Source organism: Rhizobacter sp. P2_D12, from assembly GCF_056404395.1.
The window spans coordinates 1-15,216 of record NZ_JBFUEB010000083.1 but is presented as its reverse complement, the minus strand read 5'-3'; the positions used below and the strand labels follow the sequence as shown (position 1 = coordinate 15,216).

General features: G+C 68.9%; 14 protein-coding genes. 1 reads left to right on the top strand and 13 read right to left on the bottom strand.

Features of this window, described 5'->3' with window-relative positions:
• Positions 1–49: 49 nt before the first annotated feature.
• A complete protein-coding gene (locus AC1DYN_RS23735) occupies positions 50–2,860 on the bottom strand; it encodes a TonB-dependent receptor (RefSeq protein WP_477963627.1) in 2,811 nt (936 codons plus the stop codon).
• A gap of 430 nt (positions 2,861–3,290) precedes the next feature.
• Here AC1DYN_RS23735 and AC1DYN_RS23730 point away from each other — a divergent pair, with 430 nt between their 5' ends.
• Positions 3,291–4,031 carry a GntR family transcriptional regulator gene (locus tag AC1DYN_RS23730; protein ID WP_477963625.1) on the top strand — a complete coding sequence of 247 codons (741 nt, stop codon included), beginning with the start codon at positions 3,291–3,293 and terminating at the stop codon, positions 4,029–4,031.
• A gap of 45 nt (positions 4,032–4,076) precedes the next feature.
• Here AC1DYN_RS23730 and AC1DYN_RS23725 read toward each other — a convergent pair whose 3' ends face one another.
• The 12 genes from AC1DYN_RS23725 to AC1DYN_RS23670 all read right to left on the bottom strand — a co-directional run.
• On the bottom strand, positions 4,077–5,000 hold the full coding sequence (locus AC1DYN_RS23725) for a glycoside hydrolase family 16 protein (RefSeq protein ID WP_477963623.1): 924 nt from the start codon (positions 4,998–5,000) through the stop codon (positions 4,077–4,079).
• A gap of 7 nt (positions 5,001–5,007) precedes the next feature.
• Positions 5,008–6,303 carry an MFS transporter gene (locus AC1DYN_RS23720; RefSeq protein ID WP_477963621.1) on the bottom strand — a complete coding sequence of 432 codons (1,296 nt, stop codon included), beginning with the start codon at positions 6,301–6,303 and terminating at the stop codon, positions 5,008–5,010.
• Between the two features lie 33 nt (positions 6,304–6,336).
• Positions 6,337–7,824, bottom strand: a complete 1,488-nt coding sequence (gene nagZ / locus AC1DYN_RS23715) for a beta-N-acetylhexosaminidase (protein ID WP_477963619.1) — start codon at positions 7,822–7,824, stop codon at positions 6,337–6,339.
• Positions 7,821–8,831, bottom strand: coding sequence for an SIS domain-containing protein (locus AC1DYN_RS23710; protein ID WP_477963617.1), 1,011 nt, complete (start codon positions 8,829–8,831; stop codon positions 7,821–7,823). Before AC1DYN_RS23710 ends, nagZ begins: the two co-directional genes overlap by 4 nt.
• Complete coding sequence (gene nagA / locus AC1DYN_RS23705) at positions 8,821–9,954, bottom strand: N-acetylglucosamine-6-phosphate deacetylase (RefSeq protein WP_477963615.1); 1,134 nt, start codon at positions 9,952–9,954, stop codon at positions 8,821–8,823. Before nagA ends, AC1DYN_RS23710 begins: the two co-directional genes overlap by 11 nt.
• Entirely contained in the window at positions 9,951–10,691 is a 741-nt protein-coding gene (locus AC1DYN_RS23700; protein ID WP_477963613.1) for a GntR family transcriptional regulator, read from the bottom strand. Before AC1DYN_RS23700 ends, nagA begins: the two co-directional genes overlap by 4 nt.
• Complete coding sequence (locus AC1DYN_RS23695; RefSeq protein ID WP_477963611.1) at positions 10,688–11,563, bottom strand: glucosamine kinase nucleotide-binding domain-containing protein; 876 nt, start codon at positions 11,561–11,563, stop codon at positions 10,688–10,690. The genes AC1DYN_RS23700 and AC1DYN_RS23695 overlap by 4 nt, the downstream gene beginning before the upstream one ends.
• A 252-nt stretch (positions 11,564–11,815) precedes the next feature.
• Positions 11,816–13,048, bottom strand: coding sequence for a tetratricopeptide repeat protein (locus AC1DYN_RS23690; protein ID WP_477963609.1), 1,233 nt, complete (start codon positions 13,046–13,048; stop codon positions 11,816–11,818).
• Positions 13,045–13,473 (bottom strand): ExbD/TolR family protein, encoded by a 429-nt coding sequence (locus AC1DYN_RS23685; protein ID WP_477963607.1) that lies wholly within the window; start codon positions 13,471–13,473, stop codon positions 13,045–13,047. Before AC1DYN_RS23685 ends, AC1DYN_RS23690 begins: the two co-directional genes overlap by 4 nt.
• Before the next feature lie 17 nt (positions 13,474–13,490).
• Positions 13,491–13,919: an ExbD/TolR family protein gene (locus AC1DYN_RS23680; RefSeq protein WP_477963605.1), complete on the bottom strand. Its 429-nt coding sequence runs from the start codon at positions 13,917–13,919 to the stop codon at positions 13,491–13,493.
• A 34-nt stretch (positions 13,920–13,953) separates the two neighbouring features.
• Positions 13,954–14,817, bottom strand: coding sequence for a MotA/TolQ/ExbB proton channel family protein (locus AC1DYN_RS23675; protein ID WP_477963603.1), 864 nt, complete (start codon positions 14,815–14,817; stop codon positions 13,954–13,956).
• 81 nt (positions 14,818–14,898) lie between these two features.
• Positions 14,899–15,216 (bottom strand): TonB family protein (locus AC1DYN_RS23670; RefSeq protein WP_477963601.1); only part of this gene is annotated, 318 nt, incomplete at its 5' end.

Here is a 15,216-nt window from a genome sequence, read left to right as displayed (position 1 = left end):
GTCTTTGTCGCCGTGCCGTCGATGCGGCACGGTCTGTTTCTTGTGATCCTCAGAACTTGAGACGGGCGTTCAGGTAGTACTGGCGGCCGCTCTGGTAGCTCGAACGCGGCTGGTCTTCGTTCAGCGCGTAGTAGCGCAGCGTCGGCTTGTTCAGGTTCTGAGCATCCAGCGTGAAGCTCAGGTTGTCGTTGACCTTGTAGCCGAACGAGGCGGCCAGCGAAGCCACGGCATCCTGCGAGAACGCGGTGTTGCGATCCAGGCCGCTGTAGAACGCCGAGCGGTAGTTGTACGAGACCCGCGCATTGAACGTGTCGTTCTCGAAGTACGCACTCAGGTTGTATGTGTCGCGCGAGGTACCGACCAACGCACCGCCACCCGACTCCTTGCCGTCCGCGTACGTGTAGTTCGCCGACAAGCCGAAGTTGGTGAACAGCGGCTGTTCGTACGCCAGTTCCAGGCCGCTGACGTGGCCCGAGCTGTTCACCGGCACGGTCAGCACGTACGGCACCATCACGCCTTGCGGGTTCTGCGCGTCAAAGGTCAGGAAGCTCTTGCGGACCTGGCCGTAGCCGATGTAGTTGGTCAGGTCCATGTAGAAGACACCCGCCGACAACAGCGAACGCGGCGCGAAGTACCACTGCAGCGTGGCGTCCAGGTTGGTGGAGCGCACCGGCTTCAGGTCCGGGTTGCTGCCGCTGCCCGTGCCTTCGCCGCCGGCGACGGCGGGTGGCGACAGCGACACGGCACCCGACAGCGCCGAGTAGTCCGGCCGCGTCATCGTCTTCGAGATCGCGAACCGAGCCACCAGGTCCTTCTGCAGATCAAGCTTCAGGTTGGCGCTCGGCAGCACGTCGGTGTAGCTGTTCTCGACGGTGGTGGGAAGGAAGGCACCGAAGGCCGAGCTCGTGATCGCGCCCGGGGTGGTGGCGCTGACGCCGACGTTCGTCAACGCCTTTTCGGTGGTGCGCACAAGGCGCACGCCGACGTTGCCGCTCCAGCCCTTGCCTTCCAGGTTGCCCTGCACATAGGCAGCGCTGCTCGATTCCTTCAGTCCGAATTCGCTGGCCCAGTCGCGGCGGCTGACCGGGTCGCGGTTGGTGTAGATCGCGTTGAACGCCGCCAGTTGCGCGGGCGAGTAGTACCAGATGTTGCGCGGGAAGTTGCCGCCCAGCTGGCTGCCAAAGTCACCGTAGTAGCCCAGGCCACCGCCCGGGAAGTTGACGGGGTTGAATGGCGAGGTCGCGGGATCCGGGCAGTTGTAGGTCGCAGCCACCCAGTTGAAGGCATCGCCGTTTGAGCACTTCGGGCCCTGGCCGATGACGCCTTCGGACTTGCGTTCATGGGCCGAGTAGCGGACACCGAACTTCAGCAGGGTCAGCGCGCCGGCATCCATCGCATAGTCGCCATCCAGCTGGGCCCAGTCTTCCTTGTCCTTCACATGCGTGTTCTGGTCACCGAAGATCCAGCCCAGTTGACTCGGGCCGGCAGCCGGATTTTCGGCGCCAAGGTTCCAGTCGGCGGCATTGTTCTTGCCGTTCAGCTTGTAATAGGCACCGCTGCCGATGCCGGTGTTCCATTCGGCCACGTCCTGGGTCGGTGTCTCGCCGTTGCCGCGCGACAGGCCCAGCTTCGTGTACAGCATCAGCGCATCGTTGGCACGGTACTTGGTGTCGAGCGACACGAACTTGGCGTCAGCCTTCGCGTCCGGGCGCGAGATCTGGTCGTACACGCCGTATTGCGTGCCGGCGACCGGCGTGAAGTTGGCCTCCACCAGGGTGCCATTGCGCACCACGTAGCCGGGGTCGGGCGCCTGGCCCTGGCCCTTGTTGATGAAGTGCGTGTTCCACAACAGGTAGTTGCGGTTGTAGTTGGCCGCCTTCATGTCCGACAGGAAACCCTGCAGGTCGACCTCGAAGTCGTTGGTCAGCTTCATCTGCGCGTCGATCAGGCCACCGCGGCGCTCGCGCACCTGCTCGAACAGTGCCGAACCGATCAAGCCCGGATACCACACGTTGGCCAGGTCCGGGTTCGATTGGGCGATCGGGCTGCCCGGCGCGATCTGCTCGTAACCCAACAGTTCCTGGCCTTCGCGGCGCAGGTGGCGCTTCTCGGAGAACAGCTGCACCATCAGGCCGAAGGTGTTGGCATCGTTCTTGAAGTTGAGCAAGCCGCTGAACTGCGGATCGGTCTCCTTCGGCTGCTCGGCATACACCGCGCCCAGCGAGGCCTCGGCGGTGAACTTCTTCTTGAAGTCCAGCGGCCTGCGCGTGATGATGTCCACCGAGCCGGCGACGCCGCCTTCGACCAGGCTGGCCTCCGACGACTTGTGGACGATGACCTTCTCGACCAGCTCCGACGGCAGCAGCGTGTAGCTGACGCTGCGGCCCACGCTGCCCGACTGGTTCAGCACGAACCAGTCGCCCGACGCGATGTTGTGGCCGTTGACGAGCGTCTGCGTCAGGCTGGGGTTGGTGCCGCGCATGCTGACGCGATCGTTCTCGTCGAAGCCGCCTTCGTTGGCGCCGGCCGAGCTGATGTTCACGCCCGGGATACGCTGCAGCGAATCGGCCACGTTCTTGTCGGGCATCTTGCCGATGTCTTCGGCACTGATCACCTCGACGTTGGTGTCGGCATTGCGCTTGACGTTCAAGGACTGTTGCAGCGAACCGCGGATGCCGGTGATCACCACCGCCTCCAGGTTCTGTGCGCCCTTCGCTGCCGGTGCCGTCTCGACCGGCCTTTCGGCCGGCTTCTCGGCCGCAGCCGGTGCCGATGCAGCCTGGGCCGGCTGCGCCGCCGACGCAGCAGGCGCGGCCGGTGCGGCCGCATCCTGCGCGTGGGCTGCGGTGAACGCGCTCATCAGAGCAAGCGCGACCGCCGATGCGATGGGAGTCCTTTTAGCTTTCATGTCTGCCTCTGTTGCCTGGGTTAATGGGCCGCCGAAACTGATTCGGCCTGTTAGGAAACCAGGGACCTCATCTGCAGACCACAGGAAAAGTGGACTGCAGCTCCTTCCCCCGAGAACCGTGACGCTTTTGATGCCAGTTCTAGTACCAGTAAGCTACCACTGCATGCCACTATGCTACCAATTTGTCATCATTGCAAGATCGATTTCGCGCTGTGACGCCGGGGAAATCACTGATGTAAAGTGCGGTCTGGCGCCACCTGAACCTGTCAGTCCTGCAGCTTTTTTCGGCCTCTTGTATTGAATTGGTATGGTCCAACGCCATCTGCCCTTTACACATCGCCGCATCCCGGCCCGTTGTGCCGGATAAAACAAAGGGGATCGCATGACGACATTGGCCCAGGTGCTCAAGCCGCTGGACCCGAATCACAGCCTGCCGCTGTACCAGCAGCTGCAGCGCGCGGTGCGCGAAGCCATCGAGCGCCGCGTCCTCGGGCCGGACGACGCGCTGCCGTCCGAGCGGCAGCTGGCGGAAGATTTCGCGGTCTCGCGCATCACGGTGCGGCGCGCGATCGAAGGGCTGGCCGAAGAAGGCTGGCTGGTGCGCCGGCAGGGCTCGGGCAACTTCGTCTCGTCGCGCGTCGAGAAGAACTTCGCCAAGCTGACCTCGTTCTCCGAAGACATGCGCGCGCGCGGCAGCCGCCCGCACAGCGTGTGGCTCAAGCGCTCGCAGGGCACGGTGATGCCCGAAGAAGCCCTGAAGCTTGCGCTGAGCCCCGGCGCGCAGGTCTACCGCTTCAACCGCCTGCGCTACGCCGACGATGCGCCGATGGCAATCGAGATCGCGACGGTCGACGCGAGCTGCCTGCCCTCCCTCGATGCGGTGGGCGATTCGCTGTACGCCGCGCTCGAGCAGCAAGGCAACCGGCCGGTGCGCGCGTTGCAGCGCCTGCGCGCGCTGCTGCTGAATGCCGAGCAGGCGCGCCTGCTCGAAGCCAACGTCGGCGATGCCGGGCTGCTGGTCGAGCGCCTGGGCTACCTGCGCGACGGCCGTGCGATCGAGCTGTCGCAGTCGTTCTACCGCGGCGACATGTACGACTTCGTCGCCGAACTGAACGCCGGCTGAAGACAGCGGGGTCATCGTGCGGCGGGCGTTCATCGTGGCGCTCGTTCAGAAGTCGCAGGTCGAGGCGAGCGGCGGCTCGCCGGCCGGCACGGTGTCCAGCGCGGCCTGGCCGCTGCGGCGCAGCGCCTGCACCGCCGCCTCCACCTCCGCAGGCGCCATCACGCGGTTGCGCGCGTGGTAGACCCAGTCGACGTCCTCTTCATACACACGCTGCGCCGTCACGCCGGGCAGTTCCCCGCCCGGCGAGAACCACTGGCTGAAGGCGATCGCCATCGGCACGACCGGGTAGTTGCGCCCGCCGTGCTCGGCGAGCTGCACGCCGTCGAGGAAGAAGCGGGTCTTGCCGGCCGCGATCTGCATCGCCAGCACGTGCCAGCCGCCGAGCGCCGCGAAGTGCTGCAGCGGCTGGTTGTAGGCGCTCCACGGATCGAGCCGCACCGTCTGCCAGGTCACGCCATACAGCCGCGTGCGCGCGTCGCCCCAGCCGCCGTTCGGCAGGTACTCCCAGTCGAGCTCGCTGTACTCGGGGTCGAAGTCGAAGCGCAGCGGGCTCACGGTGTAGAAGGTCTGCACCAGCACGTCGCCGTCAGGCCCCTGCACCGGCGCGTCGCTGAAGCGCACGCGTGCCGCGTAGGTGCCTTCCAGCACCTTGCGCGCATGGCACAGCTGGGCCTGCGTGGTGCCGGCCGCCGTGCCGTCGGTGCGCGCGGTCAGGCGCAGCAGGCGGTTGCCGCGCTGCGCCGGGTCGTCCACCAGGGTCAACGCATCGGCACCCCAGCGCGCCCCCGCGATGCCCGGGTGGCCGGCCTTGTCGCGCACGGTCCAGCCGCTGCGCGACAGCGCGGCCACGTCGGGCTGGCTGAAGTCGTCGAAGAAGACGCCGCCGCCGTCGGCGGCCACGGACGCCGCGGCACCCGCCGCCAGCAGCAGGCCGGCCAGGGCTTGGCGAAGCGAGGGGCGCGCCGTCATGGCGGCCTCAGGCCCCGGCCACCTGGCCGCCCGCCGGCGCCTCGGGTGCCTTCGCCTCCAGCGGCACGAAGCGCGCGAGGATCAGCACCGGCACCGCGCACGCCAGGCCCCACAGGAAGAAGTTCTGGTAGCCGAGCGCCACCTGGATGTCGCCGCTGATGCTGCGGAACAGGCTCATGCCCAGCCCCATCACGCCCGAGCCGATCGCGTAGTGGGCGGTCTGGTAGTGGCCCACCGACACCACCTGCATCAGGTACAGGATCACGCCGACGAAACCGAAGCCGTAGCCGAACATCTCCAGGCTCAGCGCCGCGGCAATGACGGCAAAGTTCGTCGGCATCGCGATGCTGAGGAAGACGAAGGCGACGCTCGGCAGGTTCATCGCGAGGATCAGCCACACCATCGCGCGCCGCAGCCCGAGCCAGGCCGCGAAGTAGCCGCCGACGATGCTGCCGGCGATGAAGGCGATGGTGCCGGCCGTGCCGTAGGCCCAGCCGACCTGGTCGGTCGACAGCCCGAGCCCGCCCAGGTCGCGCGCGGCACGCAGGAAGATCGGGCCGATGGTCTGGATCTGCCCTTCGCTCGCGCGGAACAGGATGATGAAGACGATCGCGAGCCAGATGCCCGGCTTGCGCAGGAAGTCCTGGATCACGTGCCACAGCGTGCGGCTCACGTCCGAGGCCGAGTGCGCGGTCGATGCCGCGTTGCGCGTGCCGGGCAGCGCCCACGCGTTGTAGAGCCCGAGCAGCACCATGGCGGCGGCCAGCATCAGGAAGATCGCGGTCCAGGCAGCGGGCACGCCGATCGACTTCTCCAGCGATCCGGCCAGGATCAGCAGCCCGCCCGCCGACACGAAGCGCGCCACGTTGAAGAACGCGCCCTGCCAGCCGGCGTATTCGGCCTGGGCCTTGTTGTCGAGGCTGGCGATGTAGAGCCCGTCGGAGCAGACGTCGTGCGTGGCCGAGGCCAGCGACACCAGCGACAGCGCCACGATGCAGACGACGAAGAACACCGGCAGGTGCAGCGCCAGCGCCACCAGCGCCAGCCCGGCCGCGCCCAGCAGCTGGAACACGATCACCACCGATTTCTTGCTCGGCGCCAGCTCGAGGAACGGGCTCCACAGCCACTTGATGCCCCAGGCCAGGCTCAGCACGCCCAGCCAGCGCGTCATCTGCTCGTTGGGCACCTGCATGCTGATCAGCATCTGCTGCGCGATCACGTTGACGGCGAAGAACGGCAGGCCCTGCGCGAGGTAGAGGCTGGGCACCCAGCGGATCGGCGAACCCTTCGTGGCGGTGGACATGCGTGGCTCCAGGGACTGCATCGTTCGTTGTTGTCAGCGGCGGGTGTCCAGGCGCACCGGCGTGCGTCCCGGGGCGGTGGTGCGGCGCTCCAGCCAGTCGCGCAGCGCGACCAGCGCGCCGGTGGCATAGCCCCAGGTGATGACGGCCGGCGCCGGCACATCCATCGCCTGGTAGGGGTTCCACAGCACCAGGTGCAGGTCGGGCCGCCAGCGGGCGGCGCGCGCACCGTAGCGGTCGCGGTGGTTGGACGCGACGATGTTCATGCGGCCGTCGCGCGCGACGGTCGACCAGTCCAGGTCGGCCAGCACCTCGAGGCGCACCACCTCGACGTCGGAGAAGCCGCTGAACAGCTCGGCGACGTCGGCACCCGACAGCCCCGCCTCCGAGACGCCGTCGCTCGGCACGCCGCGCTGCGTGAACACGCGCAACGGCCGGTCGCGCCGCAGCACCGGCGGCGTGCCCAGCGCGGTCAGGCCGGCGGCCCATGCGCGGTGCATCAGGTCGTCGTCGCGCTCGCACTGCGCCGCCGAGTAGTCGGCATGGCGCACCGGGTAGCGCGCGGCCAGCGCATCGAGGCGGGCGTTGGCCCGGGCAAGTTGCGCGGCACCGAGCGCACCACTTGCCTGCGCGGCAACGATCGCCTGGACGGCCGCCAGCTGCTCGTGCTGCTCGCCCAGCGCCATCACCATGTCGGCCCCGGCCTGCAGCGCGAGCACCGCGGCGCGGTCGTGCCCGTAGCGCTCGTGGATCGCCTTCATCACCAGCGAGTCGGTGATCACGACGCCGTCGTAGCCCCAGGCCTCGCGCAGCAACGTGCCCAGCACGCGCTTCGACAAGGTGGCCGGATGCTCGGGGTCGAGCTGCGGGTAGACGATGTGTGCCGTCATCATCGCCGGCGCCGCGTCGCGCAGCGCGCGGAACGGCACGAACTCCAGCGCCTCCAGCGCCGCCAGCGATTTGTCGACCTCGGGCAGGTCGCGGTGCGAATCGACGTGCGTGTCGCCGTGGCCGGGGAAGTGCTTCACGCAGCAGGCCACGCCTTCGCGCAGCGAGCCGCGCATCCAGGCGCCGGCCAGCCGCGTCACCACCACCGGGTCTTCCGAGAAGCTGCGCTCGGCGATCACCGGGTTGGCCGGGTTGTTGTTGACGTCCAGCACCGGCGCGAAATTCCAGTTGATGCCCAGGCTGGCCAGCCCGCGCGCCACCGCCGCGCCCACCTCTTCGGCCTGCGCCTCGTCGCCGGACGCGCCCAGCGCCATCGCCGCCGGCGCCTGCGGCAGGAAGGTCGAGCGCACCACCGAGCCGCCTTCCTGGTCGATGCCGATCAGCGCGTGCTCGCCCATCACGGCGCGCAGGTCGGTGGTGAGCTGGCGCACCTCGTCGGCGCTGCCCAGGTTCCAGCGGAACAGGCAGATCGCGCGGATGTGGTGCTCGCGCAGGAACGCGGCGGTCGGCGCATCCAGGCGCTTGCCCTGGATGTTCACCATCACCAGCCGACCCGGGTGGAACACCGTGCTCATTGCGTCCTCGTCACCTTGGCCAGGAACTTCGGTTTGTCGGGATCGAAGCCGCGCGCACGCGCCAGCGCCTCGACCATCGGGTAGAAGCTCTGCACCACCGAGATCGGGTCGAGCTCGATCGAGGCGGTCTCGACGATCGGCAGGTTGGCGTGCGGCGTGCCGCCCGGCGCCGCCAGCAGCACCTTGGCGCCGCGCGCACGCATCTCGTCGGCCAGCGCCAGCAGGCCGGCCTGGGCCGGGCCCCGCGGCGCGAAGATCAGCAGCGGGTAGCCTTCGTCGATCAGCGCCATCGGGCCGTGCTTGACCTCGGCGCCCGAGAAGGCCTCGGCCTGGATCGCGCAGGTCTCCTTGAACTTCAGCGCCGCCTCCAGCGCCACCGGCAGCCCGGTGCCGCGGCCGATCACGAACAGCTTGTCGGCGCCCACCAGCGCATCGACCGCCGCCGTCCAGTCGGCATGCGCCGCGCGCGACAGCACGCCGGGCAGCGCCGACAGTGCCGCCTGCAGCACCAGGTCGTCCTGCCAGGCTGCCACCGTGCGCGCGCCGGCCACCATCTGCGTGATGAAGCTCTTGGTCGCGGCCACGCTGGTCTCGGCGCCGGCATGCAGCGGGAACACCCATTGCGCGGCCCGCGCGAGCGGCGATTCGGGGTCGTTGACGAAGGCCGCGGTGCAGGCGCCGCCATCGGTGAAGTAGCGCATCGGCGCGACCAGGTCCGGGCTCTGGCCCGACTGCGAGAAGGCCATCGCCGCCAACCCGTCGCAGGCGATCTGCGACTGGTACAGCGTGATCAGCGACATCGGCAGCGAGGTCACCAGCCGGCCCATGCGCGCCATGATCAGGTAGGCCATGAAGTGGGCCGCATGGTCGGAGCTGCCGCGCGCGACGGTCAGCACCGAGCCCGGCGGCTTGCGGCGCAGCAGTGCGCCGAAGTCGCTGTAGGCCTGGTCGTTCTCGGCCAGTTGCCGCGCGACCGCGGAGGGGGCTTCGCGGGCCTCAGCCAGCATGCGCGAGTTCAATCGAGCTTCCTTCAACATAGACGTCCGAAACAGTGAGATCGCGGTCGAGCACGACGGCATCGCCCCAGGCGCCGACCGACAGCCGGCCACGGTCCTGGGCGCCGAGGTAGTCGGCCGCATGGGTGGAGACGCGGCGCGACGCGTCGATCAGGTCCATGTCCAGCTCGTTGACCAGGTTGCGCAGGGCCTGGTCCATGGTGAGGGTCGATCCGGCCAGCGTGCCGTCGGCCAGCCGCACGCCGCCCAGGCACTTGGTGACCTTGTGGCGGCCGAGCCGGTAATCGCCGTCGGGCATGCCGGCGGCGGCGGTGGAATCGGTGACGCAGTAGAGGTGCGGGATGGCGCGCAGCGCGACGCGGATCGCGCCCTTGTGCGCATGCAGCAGGTCCGGGATGATCTCGGAGTACTTCGCATGCGCGAGCGCCGCGCCCACCATGCCGGGCTCGCGGTGGTGCAGCCCGCTCATCGCGTTGAACAGGTGCGTGAAGCCGCCCGCGCCGCGACGCAGCGCCTCGACGCCGTCCTCGTAGCTGCCCAGCGTGTGGCCGAGCTGCACGCGAAAGCCCGCGGCGCACAGCGACTCGATCAGGTCCATGTTGCCGGCGATCTCGGGCGCGAGCGTGATCAGGCGGATCGGTGCCAGCTCGTTCAGCCGCGCCAGCTCGCCGGTCTGCACCGGCCGCGCGAAGTTGGGCTGCGCGCCCAGCTTGCCGCCGTTGATGTACGGGCCCTCGAGGTGCACGCCCAGCACGCGCGCGCCCTTCGGGCTGCGGCCGGCGCACGCCGTCTTCAGGCCGGCGAAGGCGAGCTCCAGGTCGGCCATCGGCGCGGTCATCGTGGTCGCGAGCAGCGCGGTCGTGCCGTGCCGTGCATGCAGCTCGGCCACGCGCGCCGCCGAGTCGCCGCCTTCCATGATGTCGCGCCCGCCGCCGCCATGCACGTGCAGGTCGATGAAGCCGGGCAGCACGATCGGGCCGGCGCCGTCGCGCACCGCGCGCACGTCGACCGGCGTGCCTTCGACGCGCGCGACGCGGCCGTCGTCGCCGAACTCGATCGAGCCCGCGACGAAGCCCTGGGGGGTGAGGACCGTGCCCTTCACATTGATGCTCATGCGTCTCTTCTCATCTCGGCAACGAAGTCGTAGTAATCGCTGCGGCAGTAGGAATGGGTCAGCTCGACCGCCTGGCCGGATTCCAGGTAGCCGATGCGGGTGATGAACAGCACCGCCTGCCCGACCGGCACGCCGAGCTGCTCGGCCAGCCGCGGCTGCGCGTTGAGGGCGCGGATGTGCTGCAGCGCGCGCACCGGCGCCTGCCGGGTGGCGGTGAGGTATTCGTACAGCGAGCCGTCGACCAGCTCGGGTTGCGGCAGCACGCTTTGCGGCAGCACGCTCACCTCGTAGGCCATCACGACCTCGTCGGCCAGGCGCAGGCGTTCCAGCCGCGCGACGCGCGCGCCGGGCGACAGGCCCAGGCTCAGCTGCTCGTCGGGCACGGCCGCGGTGATGCTGCGCTCGAGCCACTGCGAGCTCGGCGTGTAGCCGCGCTGGTGCAGCTCTTCGGAGAAGCTGGTCAGGCGCGACAGCGGCTGCTCGATGCGCGGCGCGATGTAGTTGCCCGAACCGCGGCGGCGCACGATCAGCCCCTGCTCGACCAGCTGGTCGATGGCCTTGCGGGCAGTGACGCGCGAGACGTCCAGCGATTCCGACAGCACGCGCTCGGACGGCAGCGCCTCGTCGGCCTGGTAGCGGCCGTCGCGGATCGCCTGGCCCAGCTTGCGCGCGAGCTGCACGTACAGCGGCGAGCTGTCGCGCGCGTCCGGCTTGAATTCGAACAAGGCTTTCTTCATCGATCGGTTTCGACTTCGCGTCGGATCAGGGTCAGGGCGCCGGCCGCGGGGCCGTCGGCGGCCGGCACGCAGCGGCCGAGCAGGTCGGGCGACAGGCGCGGGGCGAGCCGCAAGCCGACGCTGCCGAGCACGGCCAGCGGCAGTACGCCGGCCGGGTCGAGCGCGCGGGCGATGGCTTCGAGCTCGGCCACCGCGCGTGCCAGCAGCTGCGCGGCGGCGGGGTCGGCGGCCTCGGTGTCGAACACCGCGGGCGCGAGCTGGGCGTAGGCGAACTGGCCGGCGCGTCCGCACCAGGCTTGCAGCGATTCGGTGTCGTCGCCGCACTGCGCCCAGATGCGCAGCGCCAGCGGGCCCGACGGCAGGCGGCCATCCATCGCGCACTGCGCGATGCGCATCGCGCGCAGGCCGAGCCAGGCGCCGCTGCCTTCGTCGCCGACCGGGAAGCCCCAGCCGCCGACGCTGGCCCGCGTGCCGTCGGTGCGCCACACCTCGCCGATGCTGCCGGTGCCGGCCGCCAGCAGCGCGCCGGGGCGGCCGTCGTGCGCACCGACCAGCATCGCGAAGCCGTCGGTCTCGCCGAGCAGCCGCGCATAGCCGGGGTTGCGGGACAGGAAGTCGTCGCGCCACGGCGCGTTGCTCATGCCGGACAGGCCGGCGCCGAGGGCGCATTGCGCGTGAGCGGGACGGGGGAGGGCGGCGGCCTCGAAGGCGCGCGACACGGCCAGTTCGACCTGCTGCCAGGCGGGCACGATGCCCTGCCCCAGCGCCGACGGACCCGCCTCGCCTTGGCCGATTACCGGCCCGGAACGGCGCGACACCAGGGCCCGGGTGCCTGTGCCTCCTCCGTCCACGCCGATCAGGTATTCGATCATCGACTGCTCTCTGGCACTTGTTCATGAGCGGCGGCCACCTGCCCCGCGATGAAACCAGTTTAGTACCAGCAATACCAATAAGTCAATTGGTATTAGAGTTGTCTTACGCTCGGGATTTCCCTTTTGTTTTCAAGCGCTTACAGGCACCTGTCGGATGGTGCGCGTCGCCCCGTTGCAGGGCGATCAGGATCCACGATACCAGTTCAGTCCAGACATCCCCGGATTCCGCTGCGCTTCATCCGGGGATTCAGGTCACTTCCGGCGGGCGTACAACGCCCACAGCCGCGCGAGATCGGCCGTGCCGTCATTGCCCTGCACGGTCTTGAAGCCGGCCGCGGCCTTGGCGTGGTCGCCCGCCGCCAGCTGCGCGATCGCCAGATGCAGCTTCGCATCGTCCGGGCGCTTCGTGCCCTTGGCCAGCCCCTGCTGCATCAGCTCCAGCCCCGGCTTGGCCTGSCCGGCATAGACCTGGTCCATCCCGATCGCCAGCAGCGCRTTGCCGTCCTTGTCCTTCTTCGCCTCGGCCAGCGCCTCGGCCTGCCCCGCCTTGGCCTCCTGCTGCCGCTTGACCACCAGGTCCTTCAGCCGCTTGTGCCGCTCGGCCTCCGGCCCCGYGCCCAGCACCCCGGCCGCGAAGCCCTTGTCCAGCACCTGCTGCGCCTCGTTCACCCCRCCGGCCTGCAGCGCCAGCTGMGCCATCTCCATGTAGTCYGCCGCCGCGCTCATCGCCCCCGTCGCCAGGCTCAGCCGGTACGTGTCCAGCGCCAGCCGGTCGCTGAAGTTCGGCTTGCGCTGCAGCCGCCCCAGCAGGTCCACCCAGTACTGCTTCTGCGGGTAGTACGTGACCAGCTTCTCCACCGCCCACACGTACGCGTTGGTGTCGTTCATGCGCTGCGTCGCGTTGGCCAGCAGCTTCAGCCGGTCCTCCGCCGGTGCCTGCCCCGCCTTCTCCGACGCGGCGATCTCCACCTGCAGCTCGCGCGCCGCCCCCGCGAAGTCACCCCCGAGGTACTGCGCCTGGATCAGCAGCGTGCGGATCTGCCCGCTCGTGCCGCCTTCCTTGAAGTAGCGCTGGCCCCACTGCATCGTCTTCGCGTAGTCCTTGCCCCGGTACGCCGTGCCCGCCAGCGACTCCAGCATGCGCAGCTTGTCCGCCTGCGCCAGCTTGCCCGTGGCCGCCAGCGCYTCGAACGATTTGCCGGCCGTCTCCGCATCGCCCGCCCCGGAGGCCGCCGCGATGCGCATGCGCTCGATCGTGTAGTTCTCSCCCGCGTTGCGGTTCGGCACCGCGTCCGCCTCGCGCACCTTGGCCAAGGCTTCCTTGTACTTGCCCGCCTTGATCAGGTCGCCCGCCGCCTGCAGCGGGCGGCCCACGTCCGGGCGCACGCTGTCTTGCGCCTGTGCSSYCAGYGCRGCSCCCAGCACCAGCGCCGCCACCAGGGGTTTCAGCTTGCTTGATTTGAGCTTGCCCACCATCGTGCTCACTTGATGAACTGCTCGTTGCCCACCATGCCCAGCTTGCTCACCCCGAGCCGCTGCGCACTGGCCAGCACCATCGCCACCGACTTGTACTCCACCAGCTTGTTCGGCCGGATGTGCACCTCCGGCTGGTCGGCRATCGCCGCCGCCGCYGCCAGCCTCGTCTCCAGCGCCGTGCGGTCCGGCACCACCTCGCCGTTCCACAGGATCGTGCCGTCGAAGTCGATGTCGATCGTCACCACCACCGGGTCGCGCAGCGGCGGCGGCGGGCTGCCCGTGGGCATGTTCAGGTTCACCGAGTGCAGCTGGATCGGGATCGTGATGATCAGCATGATCAGCAACACCAGCATCACGTCGATCAGCGGCGTCGTGTTCATCTCCACCATCACGTCGGGCTCACCCCCGCCGCCCGAGCCTACGTTCATTCCCATTGCTCAATCCTTTACGGCTAGCCGCGCGGCGGCGGCTCGGTCACGAACGAGATCTTCTGGATCCCCGCGCGCTGGCACGCGAACACCACYCGCCCCACCGACTCGTAGCGGCTCTTCTCGTCCCCGCGGATGTGGATCTCCGGCTGCGGCGTCAGCACCGACACCTTCTTSAGCCGCTCCACCAGCGCGTTGTTGTCCGCCACCGCCTGCGCGTTCCAGTACACGTCGCCGTCCTTGGTCACCGAGATCTCGATGTTCTCCGGCTTCGTCTGGCGCGCAATGTTCGTCTCCTTGGGCAGCGACACCGGCGCCGTCTGCGTCACCACCGGCACCGTGATCAGGAAAATGATCAGCAGCACCAGCATCACGTCCACCAGCGGCGTCGTGTTGATGCTGGAGACGACCTCGTCGTCGTCCCCRTCACCCCCGCCAATACTCATCGCCATGCGCGTTCTCCCGTCAAGGCTTCAGGATGTGGGCTCAGCGGCCACCGCGCACCGTCGCGCGGCTGCCCAGCAGCACCCCGTGCAGGTCCGCCCCGAAGCTGCGCACCGACTCCATCGTCACCTTGTTGCGACGCACCAGCCAGTTGTAGCCCAGCACCGCCGGCACCGCCACCGCCARGCCAATGGCCGTCATGATCAGCGCCTCGCCCACCGGGCCGGCCACCTTGTCGATCGACGCCTGCCCCGCAATGCCGATCGCCGTCAGCGCGTGATAGATGCCCCACACCGTGCCGAACAGCCCCACGAACGGCGCCGTCGAGCCCACCGTCGCCAGGAACGCCAGCCCGTCCTGCAGCCGGCTTTGCACGTTGTCGATCGCGCGCTGCACGCTCATGCTCACCCACGTGTTGCGGTCGATGTTGGCCGTCAGCTCCCCCTCGTGGTGCTCGCCCGCCTCGATCGCCGTCTCCGCAATGAAGCGGAACGCGCTGCCGTCCTTCAGCGTGGCCACCCCGTCGTTCAGGCTCGCCGACTTGAAGAAGCTCTTGCGCGCCGCACGCGCCTCGCTGCTGATCTTGAAGCTCTCGAACAGCTTGGTCACCAGGATGTACCAGCTGCCCATGCTCATGATCACCAGGATGATCAGCGTGCCGCGCGCCACGAAGTCGCCCTGCGCCCACAGCGCGCTCAGCCCGTACGGGTTGTCCACGCTCTCCTTGGTCACCGCACCCGGCACCGCCACGGGGGCCGCCGGTGCCGCCACGGGCGCCGGCGCCGGCACTTCGGCAGCGGCCGGGGCCGARGCCTGCGCTTGTGCAATTTGGGGCGCAACGAATGCGGCGGAGGCAACTGCCAGGCTCAAAGCTGTGGCCAGCGAGCGCAGAGAAACAAAAGACATGGTGTTTCCAATCTCTAGAGAAATGTTGTTCGAGCCCCGGGTAAGAGGCTTGTTTGCGTTAGGTCGAAGGCTGCTCGCGGGTCACTCGAGCTTGTAGCTGATGGGCACCTGCACGACGATGTCCTGCCCCTGCCCCTGGCACTTGAAGTCCGCCACGGTGCGCTGGCTGCTGCGCGCAAACGCAGGGTGCGAGGCCCTCACCGTCTGGATGTTCTTGATCTCGCCGTTGGCCCCCACCGTGAACTGGATGACCGCCTCACCCTTCTCGATGTTCAGCCGCTGCGCCTCGCGCGGGTACCCCGCATCGTTCAGCACCGAGCGGTAGTTCGGGCACACCACGGCCACCGAGGCCGGCGCCGGCGGTGCGGCCGGCGCGGGCGGCGCCGCGGGCGGCGGCGT